Source organism: Sphingomonas sp. SAFR-052 (genome assembly GCF_051965015.1).
Lineage (GTDB): Bacteria > Pseudomonadota > Alphaproteobacteria > Sphingomonadales > Sphingomonadaceae > Sphingomonas.
In genome coordinates this window covers 578,236-594,350 of sequence record NZ_JBQCMO010000001.1, presented here as the reverse complement: position 1 = coordinate 594,350, position 16,115 = coordinate 578,236, and the positions used below count along the sequence as shown (strand labels likewise).

Genomic DNA, 16,115 nt, shown 5'->3' with positions numbered 1-16,115 from the left:
CTTTACTCTCCCGCTTCCACTGGGGTCCATTTCCGGTCGGATGCCGCGTTCGCGATCACCGCCTCGATAAAGGTCATCGTCCGCAGCCCGTCGGTGAGGCCAGGGACGAAGCGTTCGTCCTGCCCACGGATCGCTGCCGCAAACCCCTGATACAGATTGGCGAATGCCTCGATATAGCCTTCGGGATGCCCCGATGGCGTCCGCAGCAGCGCCTGCGTTGACGGCGCCAGTCCCGGTCCGCCCGCGCGCACCACCTCCGCTGGCCGATCGAGCCAGCGCAGCGTCAGCGTGTTCGGCTCCATCTGCGCCCATTCAAGCGTGCCATGTTCGCCCGACACGCGCAGCTTCAGACCGTTCTCTTCGCCCGCCGCGACCTGCGTCGCCTTCAACGTACCGCGCGCGCCGCCCTCGAAGCGCAGCAGCGCGCTGACATCGTCGTCGAGCCGCCTTCCGGCGACATGCACGGTCAGGTCGGCCGACACCTCGCTCACCCGCACACCCGAGACATGCTCGGCAAGGTGAAAGGCATGGGTGCCGATATCGCCCAGACAGCCGCCCAAGCCAGCCTTGGCCGGATCGGTGCGCCATTCCGCTTGTTTGTTGCCTTCGCCATCGATCGGCAAACTTAGCCAACCCTGCAGATACTCAACCTGAACGAGCCTGATCTTGCCCAGATCGCCGCGCGCGACGCGCGCCCGCGCCTCCTCGACCAGCGGATAGCCGCTATAGGTGAAGGCCAGCGCGAACTTCGCGCCGCTCTTGCGCGCCGCTGCGGCGATGGCGCGCGCTTCGTCGCTGCTCATCGCCATCGGCTTTTCGCAGAAGACGTGGATGCCCGCCTCCAGCGCCGCGATCGCCATCGGCGCGTGAAGATGGTTCGGCGTAACGATCGCCAGCGCATCGATCCGCTCGCCCTCGGGCAGCCCCGTTTCGGCGGCGATCAGCGCGTTCAGATCGCCATAGACACGCTGCGGATCGAGCCCGAGCGCGGCACCGCTGCGCTCGTTGCGCGCGGCATCGCTGCTGAACGCACCGGCCACCAGCTGCCAGTCGCCATCCAGTGCCGCCGCCTTGCGGTGGATCGCGCCGATAAACGCGCCCTCGCCACCGCCGGCCATACCCAGCTTCAACGCCTTCCCACTCATTCCGCCGACAATCCCATCAACTTCCGGATCGCCGCCCGATCGACGCCGCTCTTGGCGAAATCGTCAAAGGCATGGTCGGTCAGCTTGATCATATGCGCCTCGATGAACGGGGCACCTTCGCTGGCGCCATCCGCCGAGTTCTTGAGCGCGCACTCCCATTCGAGCACCGCCCAGCCGTCATAGCCATATTGCGCCATGCGGCTGAACACGCCCGAGAAATCGACCTGCCCGTCGCCCAGCGAGCGGAACCGCCCCGGGCGATCGACCCAGTCCTGATAGCCGCCATAGACGCCCGACCGCCCGGTCGGATTATATTCGGCATCCTTGACGTGAAAGCACGAAATCCGGTCGTGATAGCGATCGATGAAGTCGAGATAATCGAGCTGTTGCAGGACGTAATGCGACGGATCGAACAGCAGCCGCGCGGCATTGTGCCCCTTCACCGCCTCGAGGAAGCGTTCCCACGTCGCGCCGTCGTGCAGGTCTTCGCCCGCATGGACCTCGAACGCGCAATGCACGCCATTTTCCTCGAACACGTCGAGGATCGGGGTCCAGCGCCGCGCCAGTTCGGCGAACGCCTCCTCGACCAGCCCGGCCGGACGCTGCGGCCACGGATAGACATAGGGCCATGCCAGCGCGCCGGAGAAGGTCGCATGCGCCTTCAGCCCCAGATTGGCGCTGGCCTTCGCCGCCATCTTGACCTGCTCGACTGCCCAGACCTGCCGCTCAGCGGGCTTGCCGTGCACTTCCGGGGGCGCGAAGCCGTCGAACAGCGTGTCGTACGCCGGATGGACCGCGACCAGCTGCCCCTGCAAATGCGTCGACAACTCGGTCGGCTCGATGCCGTGCTCGGCCAGCTTGCCGCGCAGGTCGTCGCAGTAATCCTTGCTCTCCGACGCGGTCTTCAGGTCGATCAGCCGCGGATCGCACGGGATTTGCACACCGACATAGCCGAGCCCGGCGGCCCATTCGGCCATGTTCTCCAACGTGTCGAACGGCGCCTGGTCGCCCATGAACTGCGCCAGGAAGATGCCCGGCCCCTTCATTCCCGTCATGCCAGCGTCTCCTTGCGACGATCGTCGCGGAAGGTGAATTGAAACAGCAGCGCGATCGCGGCGGCGGCGACCGCCGGATAGACCCACATGCCCTGCCAGTCGGCGATGGTCGGCGCGGTCGGCAACTGCGCGTAGATCAGCGCACCGATCTGCGAGCCGAGCAACATGCCGACGCCATAGGTGAACAAGGTCAGCATACCCTGCGCCTGCGCATTGACGCCCTTCGGCGTCGCGATGGTGCCGACATAGATGGCGCCTGCGACGAAGAAGAAGTCGTAGCACACGCCGTGCAGCGCGACGCCGAGATAGATCGCCCACAGCCCCGATCCACCGTCGCCGATCGCGAAGAGCGCATAGCGCAGCGCCCATGCCGCCATGCCGACCAGCAGCAGCGGCTTCACCCCGAAGCGGCGATAGAGCCACGGCATCGAGAACATGAAGACCAGTTCGGACATCTGCCCGATTGCCAGCGTCCCGCTGACATTCTCGATCCCCGCCGCCCCGACATAGGGCGAGGCATAGGCATAATACATCGCCAGCGGCACCGAGATCAGCGTCGCGCAGATGATGAAGATCAGGAACGACTTCTGCCGCATCAGGCCGAAAGCCTCGACGCAGAACACCTGGGCGAGGACGCTGCCGCCCTGCGGCTTGTCGGCCTCGACCGCCGGCAGGGTGAAGCTGTAGACGCCGAGTGCGACCGAGACGACCGCCGCGACCCAGAAGATCTTCGGGCTGGCCGACAGCCCCGCCCAGCCGATGATGAGGCCCGCGGCGATCCAGCCGATCGTGCCGAAGGCGCGAACGAACGGGAAATTATCGGTCCGATCGCCGAAGCTCTTGAGCGCGATCGTGTTCGCCAGCCCCACGGTCGGCATGTACAGGATCATGTAGCCGAGCAGCAGCCACACGAACGTGCCGCCATTTTCAGGCGTGAGCAGTGTCGGCAGCAGGTACAGCAGCACGCCACCGACCAGATGCAGGATCACCATCAGCATCCGCGGCGCGACATAGCGCACCGCGACCATGCCGAGCAGCAGCGAGCCCACGATCGACGCGATCGGTCCCATCGAAAACGCGTTGCCGATCAGGTTTCCGATCCCGACCGTCTGCATCACCAGGCCGAGCGTGACCTGCCACGCCCCCCAGATGAAGAACTGCATAAACATCAACGCGCTCAGCCGCGCGGTCAGACTTCCGCCGACCGAATTTTCGGTCACGGGCCCGACACCCTCCGCTATGGCCATCAGCCACCCCTCCGCAGTATTGTCTGCTAATTCGTTTGCAAGGCTAGGTAGGTCCGCGCGCGGTGTAAAGACGTGATGTCATCGACATCCGCAAACTGGCCATTTACAGGCTGTTACATCCGGCGGGTGGTTGCCGGACGGTAATTTGACGGGCTTTCCGATATGACGCGCAGTTTTCAGCCGATCCGCGAATGGCACGATGTCGATCGCCAGCGGTTCGAAACGGAGATCGTGCCGCTGCGCCAGCCGGCGGTCCTGCGCGGTATCGCCGCGTCGTGGCCGGCGGTGCAGGCGGCGCGACAGTCGGACGAGGCGTTGCGCGACTATATCGAGGCGACCGACCTCGGCAAACCGGTGCCTGCCTTTCTGGGACCGCCGCAGATCAACGGGCGATTCTGGTACAGCAACGACCTGCGCGGGCTGAATTATCGGCAGCGCCTCGCGCCGATCGCCGAATTGCTGCGCGTGCTGATGGGCGTCCGTGACGAGGAACAGCCGCCGGCCTTTTACGCCGGTGCGGTGCCGATCGTCGAAAACTGTCCCGATTTCGCACGCGACAATGTGCTCGGCATCACCGGTCCGGGCGCGGTCGCGCGGCTGTGGATCGGCAACCGGGTGACGGTGTCGACCCATTTCGACATGTCGGAAAATGTCGCAGTGGTCGTCGGCGGGCGACGGCGCTTCACACTGTTTCCGCCCGAACAGGTCCGCAACCTGTATGTCGGGCCGTTCGACTTCACCTTTGCCGGGCCGCCGGTCAGTATGGTCGATCTGCGCAACCCCGATCTCGAACGCTATCCGCGCTATGCCGAGGCGCTGGAAACCGCGCTCGAGGCTGAACTGGAACCTGGCGACGCGATCTACATCCCGTATATGTGGTGGCATCAGGTCGAAGGGCTGTCGCCGATCAACGTGCTCACCAATTATTGGTGGGACCTGTCGCCGCGCCATTGGCAGGGCTCCCCGTTCCGCACGCTGATGCACGCGGTGATGAGCATCCGCGACCTGCCCGAACGCGAGCGCGACGTGTGGCGGACATGGTTCGACCATTATGTCTTCGGCACCGGTCACGACGCGGTCACCCATCTGCCCCCCGCCGGTCGCGGCGCGCTGGGCGAGATGACGCCCGACATGGCGCAGCGGGTGAAACACTATCTGATCGACGATTTACGTCGTTAGGGCGAACCGGCCGCAATCCCTTCCGTTCGTCCTGAGTAGCCGCTGAGCTTGTCGAAGCGGCGTATCGAAGGATAGCCAAGGGTGCTTCGATACGGGTCTTCAACTTCGCTCAGCCCCTACTCAGCACGAACGGTTTGCGGTTGTACTGATCCTAGCCAGTCGCTCGACAAAAGCGGTCGATGAACGCCATATGGTCGGGCATCGCCCGCACCCCGGCATCCATCGCCCCCGCGATATGGGTCATTCGCCGGTCGAGCTCTTCCTCGGACAGGATATCGGCGATCGGGTGATGCCGTTTGGGGTGAATATTCTGCCCATGCAGCACCGCCAGCCAGCTCGTTTCGCTGAACAATTCATTGTCGTGGCGATACAGCCGGGCATTTTCGCGGAAGATCGCGATGCGCTCCTCCAGCGATGCCGGGATCGCCATGTCGCGGCAGCGGCGCCAGAACGGACTGTCGTCGCGCACCGTCGCGTTGTAATGCAGGATCAGGAAGTCGCGGACCTGTTCGTACTCCAGCCGCGTCCGCCGGTTATAGTAATCGATATCGGGCTGGTTGAACGCGCGATCGGGGAAGTTGGTCAGCAACCGCGCGATCCCGGTTTGGATCAGGTGGATCGAGGTCGACTCAAGCGGTTCGAGAAACCCCGCCGCCAGTCCGAGCGCGACGACATTCCGGTCCCACGCCTTGCGCCGCACCCCGGCGGTGAAGCGCAGGAAATTCGGCCCGGCCAGCGGCGCCCCGTCCAGCCCGTCATTGAGCATGACAAGTGCGGTGTCGTCATCGACATAGTCCGAACAATAGACATGGCCGTTGCCGGTGCGCGACTGAAGCGGAATGCGCCAGCGCCACCCGACACTGGTCGCGGTCGCGCGGGTATAGGGCGTCGGATCGCCGCCCCGCGCGCACGGCCGCGCCACCGCCCGGTCGCAGGGCAGCCATTCGCGCCAGTCGTCGTAACCGGCGTTCAGCGCCCCCTCGATCAGCAGCCCGCGAAACCCCGAGCAGTCGATGAACAAGTCGCCCGCAACCTGGCTGCCATCGTCGAGCACGACATGATCGACATGGCCGCTCTCGCCGTTCAGCGCGACATTGACGATCCGCCCTTCGGTTCGCACCACGCCCGCCGCTTCGGCACGTTCGCGCAGATATCTGGCGTAGAGCGCGGCATCGAACTGGAACGCATAGCTGATGCCGGCCAGCGGCGACCCACGCCGCGATGGATCGGGTCGCATGAACTTGCCGGCCCGCGCCGCGCCGACGCCGATGCTGTAGCGATCGAGTGGCAGCGCGCGTCCGGCCTGGACATGGCGGTACCAGAAATGGTGGAAATGGATGCCCTCCATCTCCTGCCCATAGGTGCCGAAGGGATGGATATAGCGTTCGCCGATCTGCCCCCAATCGACGAACTCGATGCCGAGCTTGAACGTCGCGCAAGTCCGGCGAACGAAATCGTCCTCGTCGATGCCGAGCAGCCGGTTGAAATACTGGATATGCGGGATCGTCGCTTCGCCGACGCCGACCGTGCCGATCGTTTCAGATTCGACCACGCGAATCGTCATGCCGCTGCCCGCCAGCATGTGCGAGAGCGCCGCCGCCGCCATCCATCCCGCCGTGCCGCCGCCGACGATGACGATGCTGCGGATGTTCGCCTCGCTCATGCCGCCATCGCCTGTGCCGGGCAGTAGCGGGCGAGGAAGTCGCCATGGCTCGGCATCCGCGCGACCGCTGCCGCCATCGCCTCGCGCATCGACGTCAAGCTGCGCGCAACATCCGCTTGCGGAAGCGTCGCGACGATCGGATCGGACGCCTTGGGCACGATCCCCTGCCCCAGCATCACCGCCACCCAGCTCGGCCGGGTGAACAGCTCGTCATTGTACCGGAACACCCGCCCGGTCTCCCGAAACAGTTCGATCTTGTGCAGCAGCGTATCGGGCAGGGTCATGGTCCGGCAATGGTTCCAGAACGGCGTGTCGTCGCGCGCGGTCGCTGCATAGTGCAGGATGATGAAATCGCGCACCTGTTCGAACTCGGTGCGCATGTGGCGGTTATATTCGGTGCGCAGGATGTCGGGCATGTCACCGCGCGGGAATAGCGAGATGAACCGGCTGATCCCCTCCTGAATCAGGTAGATTGAGGTCGATTCGAGCGGTTCGAGGAACCCCGCCGCCAGCCCGATCGCGATGCAGTTGCCCGACCAGAACGTCTCGCGACACCCCGCCCTGAACCGGATACGGCGTGGATCTGCAAGCGCCGGCGCATCGAGATTGGCGAGCAACGTCGCGCTGGCCGCTTCCTCGGTCGTGAACGCGCTCGAAAAGATATGGCCGTTGCCGACCCGCCGCTGCGTCGGGATGCGCCATTGCCACCCGGCATCGCGAGCGGTCGCACGAGTATAGGGTGCCGGCGGCCCGGCATGTTCGCTCGGCACCGCCAGCGCCGTATCGCACGGCAGCCAGTGACTCCAGTCGACGAAGCCGCTGCCCAGCGTCTCCCCGGCCAGCAACGCGCGGAAACCAGTGCAGTCGAAGAAGAAATCGCCCTCGACCACCCGCCCGTCGCTCAGCGTCAGCCCGGTAACGACGCCATCCGCACCCTGCCCGACCGCACCGACAATCCCTTCGACCCGCACCACGCCGCGCTTCTCGGCATAGCGGCGCAGGAAGCGCGCATAGAGCGTCGCGTCGAAATGATAGGCATAGCGAATGTGCGACAACACCGATCGCGGATCGGGATCGGGCAGGACGAACCTGCCGGCCCGCGCCGCCACCGCGCACAGGCTATAATCCTCGATCGGCTGCGGTGCCCCATGCTCGCGGGCGCGCAGCCAATATTGATGGAAATCGATCCCCTGCATGTCGACGCCATGCTGGCCGAACGGGTGGACATAGCGGTCGCCCTTTGCCCCCCAATCGACGAACTCGATGCCCAGCTTGAACGTCGCCTGCGTCGCGGCCATGAACTCGGCCTCGTTCACGCCCAGCATCCGGTTGAACGCAAGAATGTCGGGGATCGTCGCCTCACCCACCCCGACCGTGCCGATCGCGTCCGATTCGACCAGCGTGATTAAGACATCCTTCGGGTCGAGCAGGCTCGACAGCGCAGCGGCGGTCATCCACCCGGCCGATCCACCGCCGACGATCACGATCCGGCGCAACAGCGGCGCGCTCATAGCATTCCCCGCTTCAGATATTGCTCGAGTTGCGCCCGATAGATCCGCGCCGGCGGCAGCTTCGCCACCGCCGCTTCGATATCACCCGCCATCTTCGACAGGAACTGCCGCACCCGCACCGGATCGGCGCGATCGGCCAGCCGGTCGTGGCGCATCGGCCGCAGCCCCATCCCCAGATGTAGGATCACCCAGTCCTCCGGATGAAACGGTTCGAGGTCATAGGCCACCAGCACCCCGCGGTCGGCGAACATGCTCAGCTTGCGCGCCAGCTTCTCCGGCACCGCCTGCGCCTTCGCCGCCTGCCAATAGGGGCCGTCGGGAAGCCCCTCGGCGGTGAAGAACGCGCGCTGGAACAGGCCGGCATGGTCGTGATCGTCGGCAAAGCGCCGGTCATATTCGCGCGCCTCCACGCCCATATCGCACCGCGTCGGGATCAGCGTCAGCAGCCGTTCGATATCGCGTTCCAGCAGCATCATCGGCGCCGGCGTCAGCGGTTCGACCACCGCCGCCGCCTGTCCGATGCCGACGCAATTGCCGACCCATCCGCGCGACCGCCGGCCGAGCAGGACCTCGGCGCCGTCCGATGCCGACACCCGCATCCGGCGGACGCGCTCTTTTAGCGGCGTCTCGCTCTGCCATCCCTCCGCCGACACGCGCACCGTCCGCAGCGGCGCTTCGTCGGCGCTGGCGCTATCCTCGACCTCGATCGCGATCCGGCGATCACCATGCCACTCGGGCGCCAGCGCCGACAGCAGCATCGCCACCGGGCCGCTGCAATCGACATAGAGGTCGGCGGTCACCAACCGGCCATCGTCCAGCCGCACGCCCTCGATCGCCCCCCCCGCGACGTCCACGCCAACAACCGACCCGGCAATCCGCTCGACCCGCCCCGCCGGAACCGCCGCGGCGAACAGTGCGGCATAGTCCGCCGGATCGAACTGATAGCCATATTCGGCGCGCGCCAGCGGATGCTGCCCGTCGCCCTCGCGCGGCGGATGGACAAACACGCCGCGCCGCGCCGCCTGGACCCCGGCGACATAGGGGGTGATCCCATCCGCCCCGACCAGTGCCAGATACTGGTGCAGGTGCACGCCGTCGATCACCGGGAACGGCAACGCAAAGCCCTGCATCCAGCCGCGCCCGCCCCAATCGGCATAGCGCGTCCCCCACGAAAAGCTCGTATCGCTGTCGAGGATCAGCCGCCGTTCGTCGACCCCGGCCGACAGGTTGAAGCCATAGGCCGATGGCGCGGTGACGCTGCCATAGAACAGATCGCTCCTGTGCTGATCGCCGGCATCGACGCGCAGGATCGCGACGTGCGACGGCAATTGCGCCGCCAGCGCCGCGACCGTCATCTCGGCGGCAAGCCCGCTGCCACATACCAATATGCGTCCGACCGGTGCGGACGACTCGAAACCCTGCATCACCGTCCTTCAGGCCGCCAGACCGGCCGCGGCCGGCGACCGGCGGATATAATCGGCATGGTCGGGGGTCGCCTGCACCGCCTGCGCCACCGCCCCGCGCAGCGCCGCCGCGCGCGCCGCGATCGTCGCATCGTCCTGCGCCAACACGCGCGGATCATATCCTCTCGGCATCAGTCTCTGCCCCAGCATCACCGCCACCCAGCTGGGCGGCAGGAACAATCCGAACTGATAGGGTACGACATAGCCGCGCGTCAGCCACGCATCGATCTTCGCCTGCAAACTGTCAGGCAGGGTCAGCGCCCGAAAATGCCGCCACATTTCGCTGTCCTCGCGCTCGGTCGCGACATAGTGCAGCAGCAGAAAGTCGCGCACCCGTTCGAAATGCAGCGCCATCCGCCGATTATATTCGTCGATATCGCCCGCATCGAAGGCGCGGGTCGGGAACAGCGCCAGCAATTCGGTAATGCCGTCCTGGATCAGGTGGATCGACGTCGATTCGAGCGGTTCGAGGAACCCGCTGGCCAAGCCGATCGCGACGACGTTGCGTTTCCAGAAGTCGCGCCGCCGCCCCGTCGTGAAGCGCAACCGCCGCGGCTCGGCCTGCATCGGCGCGTCGAGATTGGCGACCAGCTGGTCCTGCGCATCGTCGTCGGAAATGAAGCTGCTGCAATAGACATGGCCGTTGCCGACCCGGTGCTGCAACGGAATCCGCCACTGCCACCCCGCGGTCCGCGCCGTCGCGCGGGTATAGGGGCCGAGCGGCCCGCGACTGTCGGTCGGCACCGCGACCGCGCGGTTGCACGGCAGCCAGTTGCTCCAGTCGTCATAGCCCGATCGCAGCGCCCCCTCGATCAGCAACCCGCGAAAGCCCGAACAGTCGACGAACAGCTCGGCATCGATCACACGGCCGTCGGCCAGCGTCACGTCGCGGACATGGCCGCGTTCGCCATCCAGCGCGACATCGACCACCCGGCCCTCGACCCGCTCGACACCCCGCGCCTCGGCATAGCGGCGCAGGAAGCGGGCATAGAGCGACGCGTCGAACTGATAGGCATAGCCGAAGCTCGATCCGACCTGCCGCACGTCGCTGCCCGGATGACGGAAGCGGTTGTTCTCGGCGGCGATCACCGGAAAGGAATATTCGTCGAGCCGGGTCGTATCGCCCTGTTCGCGCAGCCGCAGCCATTGATGGTAGAAGGGAATGCCGTCATCGGTCGGCCCGTAATTGCCGAACGGGTGGATATAGCGATCGCCGATTCGCCCCCAGTCGCAAAATTCGATGCCCAGTTTGTACGTCGCCTCGGTCGCGCGCATCAGGTCCGATTCGGCGATACCCAGCGTCGCATTGAACGCGCGGATGTGCGGCAGCGTCGCTTCGCCGACCCCGACCGTCCCGATTTCGTCCGATTCGATCAGCTGCACGCGGACGCCGAGACCGTGCAGTCTGTTCGCAAGCGCAGCAGCGGTCATCCATCCGGCGGTCCCGCCGCCGACGATACAGATGCGTTCGATGTCACTTGCAACACTCATGCGGTTTTCGGCCCGTTACCGGCGCATTTTGTCATGGAACCGCCTCTCTCCGACCACTTCGTCCGCACTGCACAAGAACAAAGGGAGCGATATCCCTAACACGTTGCAATGCAGCAATAATTACGTACGTAATGTAACTTCGATTACTAATCAAAACGCCGCGCACGTACAATTGTCAACGATGTCGGCTAAATATGTTACCGCTATCTTGTCGGGGTAAATCGGATCAGTTATGCCGCTCTTCGTTGCCGCACCATTGCTAGCCGTATCGTATCGATAAACGAAAAACGAGCAGTAAGGATCGAGCACAGGGGACACCGGGCGGCACGTACCACAAGCCGCTACAGGGAGGGGATAGATTGATGAAGATGCAGGTACTCGCGTATCCGTCGCGCTCGGCCAAGCGGTTGCTCATGGCCACCTCGGCACTGACCTTGGCAATGACGCCCGCACTCGCCGCCGCGCAGACCGCGATCACCCCGCCGGACGAAAAGGTGCCGACGCCGCTTGCGAACGCACAGGACGCGACGCCCGAGGGCGAAATCGTCGTCACCGGCATCCGCGCCGCACTCGAATCGGCCAAGGAGATTAAGCGCCGTTCGTCGACCTTCGTCGACTCGATCACCGCGTCGGACATCGCGACGCTGCCAGATCTGTCGGTCGCCGAAGCGATCGGTCGTATCCCGGGCGTCACCATTTCGCGCTTCCCGACCAACGGCGGCAGCCCCGACTTTCCCTCTCCCGAAGGTCGCGGCAACCTGGTGCGCGGCCTCGGCTTCGTCCGTTCCGAATTCAACGGCCGTGACGCCTTCTCCGCCAATGGCGGTCGCGCACTCGACTTCTCGAGCATTCCGCCCGAACTGGTCGGCGGCGTCGACGTCTACAAGAACCAGAGCGCCGACCTGATCGAAGGCGGCATCGGTGGCACGATCAACCTGCGCACGCTCGAACCCTTCGACAGCAAGAAGGACCTGTTCGTCATCTCGGTCGATGGGACCTATTCCGATCTTCGCAAGAAATGGTCGCCGCAGGGTAGCATCACCGCCGGCAAGCGCTGGCAGACCGGCATCGGCGAATTCGGCATCCTCGGCTCCTATTCGCGCTCGCGCCTCGATTCGCGCATCAATGGTTGGCAGCAGAGCCCGCCGATCCCGCGCGTGCTCGACGCCAATGGCAACGTGCCGCAAACCGGCAACTTCAACGACGACAACCGGCTGAACGAGTTCAACGGTGTCGATCCGTCGCGCATCGTCGGCATCACGCCGGGCTTCCAGTTCCGCAATACCGAATTCGATCGCGACCGTATCAGCTATTACGGCGCGCTGCAGTGGCGGAACGACGGCCTGCAGGCGACGTTCAAGTACATTCGCGTCGAAAGCAAGATCAACAGCATCGAAGATACGCTGGAATGGTTCCCCGATCATAATGGCGGCGTCCAGATCGGTGTCGAGAACATGCAGTTGAACAGGAACTGGGGTTCGAACGGACTTCCGTTGTGCAGCGGCCCCGGCGGCCGTCCGGTTGCGCCCGGCGACTGCGAAAACCTGTATCCGGTCCGCGGCGGGCTGATGGAATCAGGGCTCGTCACCAGCAACAACGATTCGTGGACCGGTGCGCGGGGTCGCGACATCGGCATGCTCGGCGTCGGCAAACAGGAAGAAGCAACCACCGAGGACTTCAGCCTGAACATCAAATGGAACGCCACCGAGCGCCTCTTCGTCACGCTCGACGGGCAATATACCAAGGCGGACGCCCGGCAGCGCCAGATTTGGGGTGGCATGAATAGCTACTTCAACTATTCGGTGAAGCCGGACCTCGATCATCCGCGGGTCGAATTCTTCATCGACCCGGCGCACCGCTTCAACCCCAGCAATACCCGTTTCACCGGTGATCGTGACCCGATCACCAATTCCAACGGTTTCATCAACGCACCTGGGGTGTACATCCCTTCGCCGACGAACTCGGCCGACTTCAACGGGGCCAATTTCCAGTACGCGGCCGATCAGTTCCAGAATGGCGACGGCGACCTGTACGCGCTGCGCGGCGACGTCAGCTACGACGTGTCGGGTGGCGACGGCCTTGCCAGCTGGTTCGACAGCGTGAAGTTCGGCGCCCGCTTCGCCGAACGCAGCCAGGTCAATTCGGAAATGGCACTGAACTGGGGTGCGATCGCACCGGCATGGGCCGGCGGCTATGGTATCGCCGGCACGTTCCAGAACCCGAGCAAGGGTTTCGAAGCAGTCGAGTTCAAGGACTTCTTCCGTGGCGATGGCGTCATTCCGGGCAGCAACACCGCCTTCGTGTTCGTAAACAGCGATATCCTGAACGACTACTCCGCCTATCGGAAGTATATCGCCAGCGAACCCCAGCTCGCGACGCTGGGCAGCTGGGTTCCGCGCGGGATCGATAATGGTACGCGCTTCGGTCAGGGTGTCTATCGTCCCGAGGATACGTCCGACATCACCGAGCGGACGAAGAACGCCTATGTCCGCGTCGACTTCAAGCATGACTTCGACGGCGGCATGTCGATCGACGGCAATGTCGGCGTCCGCTATGTCCGCACCGAACTGCAATCGTCGGGCTTCCAGGCATTCCGCCCGTTCAACCCCGACTTGCCGTCGTGTAATCCGGCCGGGGGCGCGGGACAGACGGGATGCCAATACACGATCGATCCGACGACCGGCCGTCGCCTGCGCACCGACAATGCCGAGAGCCGCGACGATATCCGCGACTTCGCACCGCAGGCGGTCGCCTATTCGGAACAGGCCGCGATCCCGACCACGCTCAACCTGGTCGACGAAAAGTGGCTGCCGTCGTTCAACATGAAGTTCAATCTGAACCGCGAGATGCTGTTCCGCTTCGGCTACAGCAGGGGTCTCAGCCGGCCGAACGTACAGGATCTGCGGGCTTCGCAGGAATATGTCATCACGACGACCCGTACCGACCCGGTGCGGATTACCGACCCGAACGATCCCTTGTTCGGTGTCGACCGCGGTGCGAACGACATCTCCGCCAGCGAGATTCGCGTCAGCCGCGGCAACCCCTTCCTGAAACCTACCACCGCCGACAATTTCGACCTGTCGTACGAATGGTATTTCAAGGGCGGCTATCTGTCGGTCGCCGGCTTCTACAAGAGCCTGTCGAACATCATCACCAACGGCGACCTGTCGCTGGGCACGACGACGCTCGACGGCAAGACGCTGAACATCGTCTATAACGGTCCGGTCAACCAGGCGAAGGCGAAGGTGAAGGGCGTCGAAGTCGGCTACCAGCAGTTCTTCGACTTCCTGCCGGGACCGCTCAAGCATCTGGGCGTACAGGGCAACTACACCTTCATCGACGCGACGACGACGCCGCCGGGCAACGGCGCCGATGCCAATGGCGACGGCGTTCCCGACGACGTGACGCAGGTGTTCCGCTGGGGCGTCAGCGATCTGCTCGGCCAGTCCAAGCATATCGCCAACGCGGTCGCGATCTATCAGGACAAGGTGGTCGAAGCGCGTCTCGCCTATAACTGGCGGTCGTCCTACCTGCTGACCTATCGCGACTATGTGACGGGCAACCCGATCTATGCCGAGGACGCCGGCTTCCTCGACGCGTCGCTGAAGTTTAACATCGGCAACCTACAGCTGCGCGGCTCGATCGCCAACATCCTCGATACGAAGAGCAAGGCGTACGGCATCATCGACGCCGACGGCCAGCGGTACGACCGGTTCAGCTTCCTGAACGATCGCCGTATCGTTATTGGCGCGCTGTTCCGCATCTGACGGGACCTGCCGCAAACAAATCGGGGGAGGTGCCACCGGCGCCTCCCCCTTTCTTTGTCCGGTGAAGATCGACCGGCTATTCGTCCAGACCGCTGAACCCGCCGCCGGCATAGTCGCTGAACTTGGTGATCTGCGGCTCGAACTTCAGCGTCACCTTGCCCGTGGCGCCGTGACGCTGCTTCGCGATGATGAGCTCGGCCAGGCCATAGACACGTTCCATATCCATCGCCCATTTGGCGTGGTCCTCGAACACCTTCGCATCGTCGCCGTCGCGCGGACGCTTCGGCTCCTTGGCCGCAACGTAATAGTCTTCGCGGTACACGAACCAAACCATGTCAGCGTCCTGCTCGATCGACCCTGATTCACGAAGGTCGGACAGCTGCGGTCGCTTGTCCTCGCGCTGCTCGACAGCGCGCGACAACTGCGACAGCGCCATCACCGGCACACCGATATCCTTGGCCAGCGTCTTCAATCCGCGCGAAATCTCCGAAATTTCCTGCACGCGGTTGTCGCTGCCTTTGCCGGAGCCTTGCAGGAGTTGCAGATAGTCAACCACGACCAGCCCCAGTTCGCCGTCCAGCTTGCGCTGCAAGCGGCGGACGCGAGTGTGCAGCCCGGAGATCGAGAGCCCCGCGGTATCGTCGATATAGAGCGGCAACTGCTCGAGATCGGCGGCGGCGTTGGCGAGGCGGGTGAAATCCTCTTTCCGGATCTTGCCCATGCGCAGCGCTTCGGAACTGATTTCCGCCTGCTCGGCCATGATGCGCGTCGCGAGCTGGTCGGCGGACATTTCGAGCGAAAAGAACGCGACCTTCGCGCCGACCGACTTGCCCTTCTCCATCCCCGCGCGCTGGTCGTCCATGTAACGTTGCGCGGCATTGAAGGCGATGTTGGTGGCGAGCGACGTCTTGCCCATACCGGGACGCCCGGCAAGGATGATGAGATCGCTGTGATGCATGCCGCCGATCCGGCCATTGACCGACGCGAGCCCGGTGGTCACGCCCGACAGGCCGCCGCCCGAATTCATCGCGCGTTCGGCCATGCGCACCGCCATCGTCGTCGCCTGCGCGAACGATTTGACCGCATTGGTCGTATTCCCCTCCGCCGCGACCTTGAACAAAGCCTCCTCGGCGGCCTCGATCTGCTTCTTCGGATCGACCTCGGTCGAGGTATCGGTGGCGTTTTCGACCAGCGTGCGGCCCACGGTGATGAGCGCGCGCAACTGCGCCAGGTCGTAGATCTGCTGCGCGAACTGCCGCGCGCCGATCAGGCTGGCGTTGCTGCCGGTGATCTCGACCAGATATTGGGTGCCGCCGCGCGCCGCCAGCAATTCGTCATTGTCGAACATCGGCCGCAGCGTCACCGGACTGGCGATCATGCCGGTGCGGCGGACGTCGCGAATCCGTTCGAAGATGCGCGCATGGGCGGGATCGTAGAAATGCTCGATATCCAGCCGTTCGACCATGTCGTCAGCCAGACCGTTGTCGATCAGCATCGCGCCCAAGAGCGCCGCCTCCGCATCGACATTGTGGGGCACGCGCGGGGGTTGCGGGGGGGTACCCCCGCCGATGCTGTGAACAGTAGCCATCGCCCC

The 16,115-nt window shown here is 64.5% G+C and carries 10 protein-coding genes; 2 read left to right on the top strand and 8 right to left on the bottom strand.

Annotated features, from left to right (window positions below; all coding sequences use genetic code 11):
* Window positions 1–2: 2 nt before the first annotated feature.
* From ACTHQV_RS02740 to ACTHQV_RS02730, 3 genes are read right to left on the bottom strand one after another with little or no spacing between them, the layout of a single operon-like run.
* On the bottom strand, window positions 3–1,145 hold the full coding sequence (locus ACTHQV_RS02740) for a Gfo/Idh/MocA family protein (protein ID WP_440488244.1): 1,143 nt from the start codon (window positions 1,143–1,145) through the stop codon (window positions 3–5).
* Entirely contained in the window at window positions 1,142–2,200 is a 1,059-nt protein-coding gene (locus tag ACTHQV_RS02735; protein ID WP_440488243.1) for a sugar phosphate isomerase/epimerase family protein, read from the bottom strand. Before ACTHQV_RS02735 ends, ACTHQV_RS02740 begins: the two co-directional genes overlap by 4 nt.
* The gene (locus tag ACTHQV_RS02730; protein ID WP_440488242.1) at window positions 2,197–3,420 is read right to left on the bottom strand and encodes an MFS transporter; all 1,224 of its coding nucleotides are present in this window, start codon (window positions 3,418–3,420) and stop codon (window positions 2,197–2,199) included. The genes ACTHQV_RS02735 and ACTHQV_RS02730 overlap by 4 nt, the downstream gene beginning before the upstream one ends.
* 189 nt (window positions 3,421–3,609) lie before the next feature.
* Between ACTHQV_RS02730 and ACTHQV_RS02725 the strand changes: the two genes are divergently transcribed.
* Window positions 3,610–4,626: a cupin-like domain-containing protein gene (locus tag ACTHQV_RS02725; RefSeq protein WP_440488241.1), complete on the top strand. Its 1,017-nt coding sequence runs from the start codon at window positions 3,610–3,612 to the stop codon at window positions 4,624–4,626.
* A gap of 151 nt (window positions 4,627–4,777) precedes the next feature.
* Here the strand turns inward: ACTHQV_RS02725 and ACTHQV_RS02720 are convergent, their stop codons facing one another.
* Genes ACTHQV_RS02720 through ACTHQV_RS02705 form a run of 4 tightly spaced genes read right to left on the bottom strand, consistent with a single transcriptional unit; the run spans window position 4,778 to window position 10,754 of the window.
* Window positions 4,778–6,289 carry a tryptophan halogenase family protein gene (locus ACTHQV_RS02720; RefSeq protein ID WP_440488240.1) on the bottom strand — a complete coding sequence of 504 codons (1,512 nt, stop codon included), beginning with the start codon at window positions 6,287–6,289 and terminating at the stop codon, window positions 4,778–4,780.
* The gene (locus ACTHQV_RS02715) at window positions 6,286–7,800 is read right to left on the bottom strand and encodes a tryptophan halogenase family protein (protein WP_440488239.1); all 1,515 of its coding nucleotides are present in this window, start codon (window positions 7,798–7,800) and stop codon (window positions 6,286–6,288) included. Before ACTHQV_RS02715 ends, ACTHQV_RS02720 begins: the two co-directional genes overlap by 4 nt.
* Window positions 7,797–9,224, bottom strand: a complete 1,428-nt coding sequence (locus ACTHQV_RS02710) for a tryptophan 7-halogenase (protein ID WP_440488238.1) — start codon at window positions 9,222–9,224, stop codon at window positions 7,797–7,799. Before ACTHQV_RS02710 ends, ACTHQV_RS02715 begins: the two co-directional genes overlap by 4 nt.
* 9 nt (window positions 9,225–9,233) lie before the next feature.
* Complete coding sequence (locus ACTHQV_RS02705) at window positions 9,234–10,754, bottom strand: tryptophan halogenase family protein (protein WP_440488237.1); 1,521 nt, start codon at window positions 10,752–10,754, stop codon at window positions 9,234–9,236.
* Window positions 10,755–11,116: 362 nt separating this feature from the next.
* On the opposite strand from ACTHQV_RS02705, the gene ACTHQV_RS02700 reads away from it, so the two are divergent.
* Window positions 11,117–14,521, top strand: a complete 3,405-nt coding sequence (locus ACTHQV_RS02700) for a TonB-dependent receptor (RefSeq protein ID WP_440488236.1) — start codon at window positions 11,117–11,119, stop codon at window positions 14,519–14,521.
* A gap of 76 nt (window positions 14,522–14,597) precedes the next feature.
* Here the strand turns inward: ACTHQV_RS02700 and ACTHQV_RS02695 are convergent, their stop codons facing one another.
* Window positions 14,598–16,109 (bottom strand): replicative DNA helicase, encoded by a 1,512-nt coding sequence (locus ACTHQV_RS02695; protein ID WP_242116596.1) that lies wholly within the window; start codon window positions 16,107–16,109, stop codon window positions 14,598–14,600.
* Window positions 16,110–16,115 lie beyond the last annotated feature (6 nt).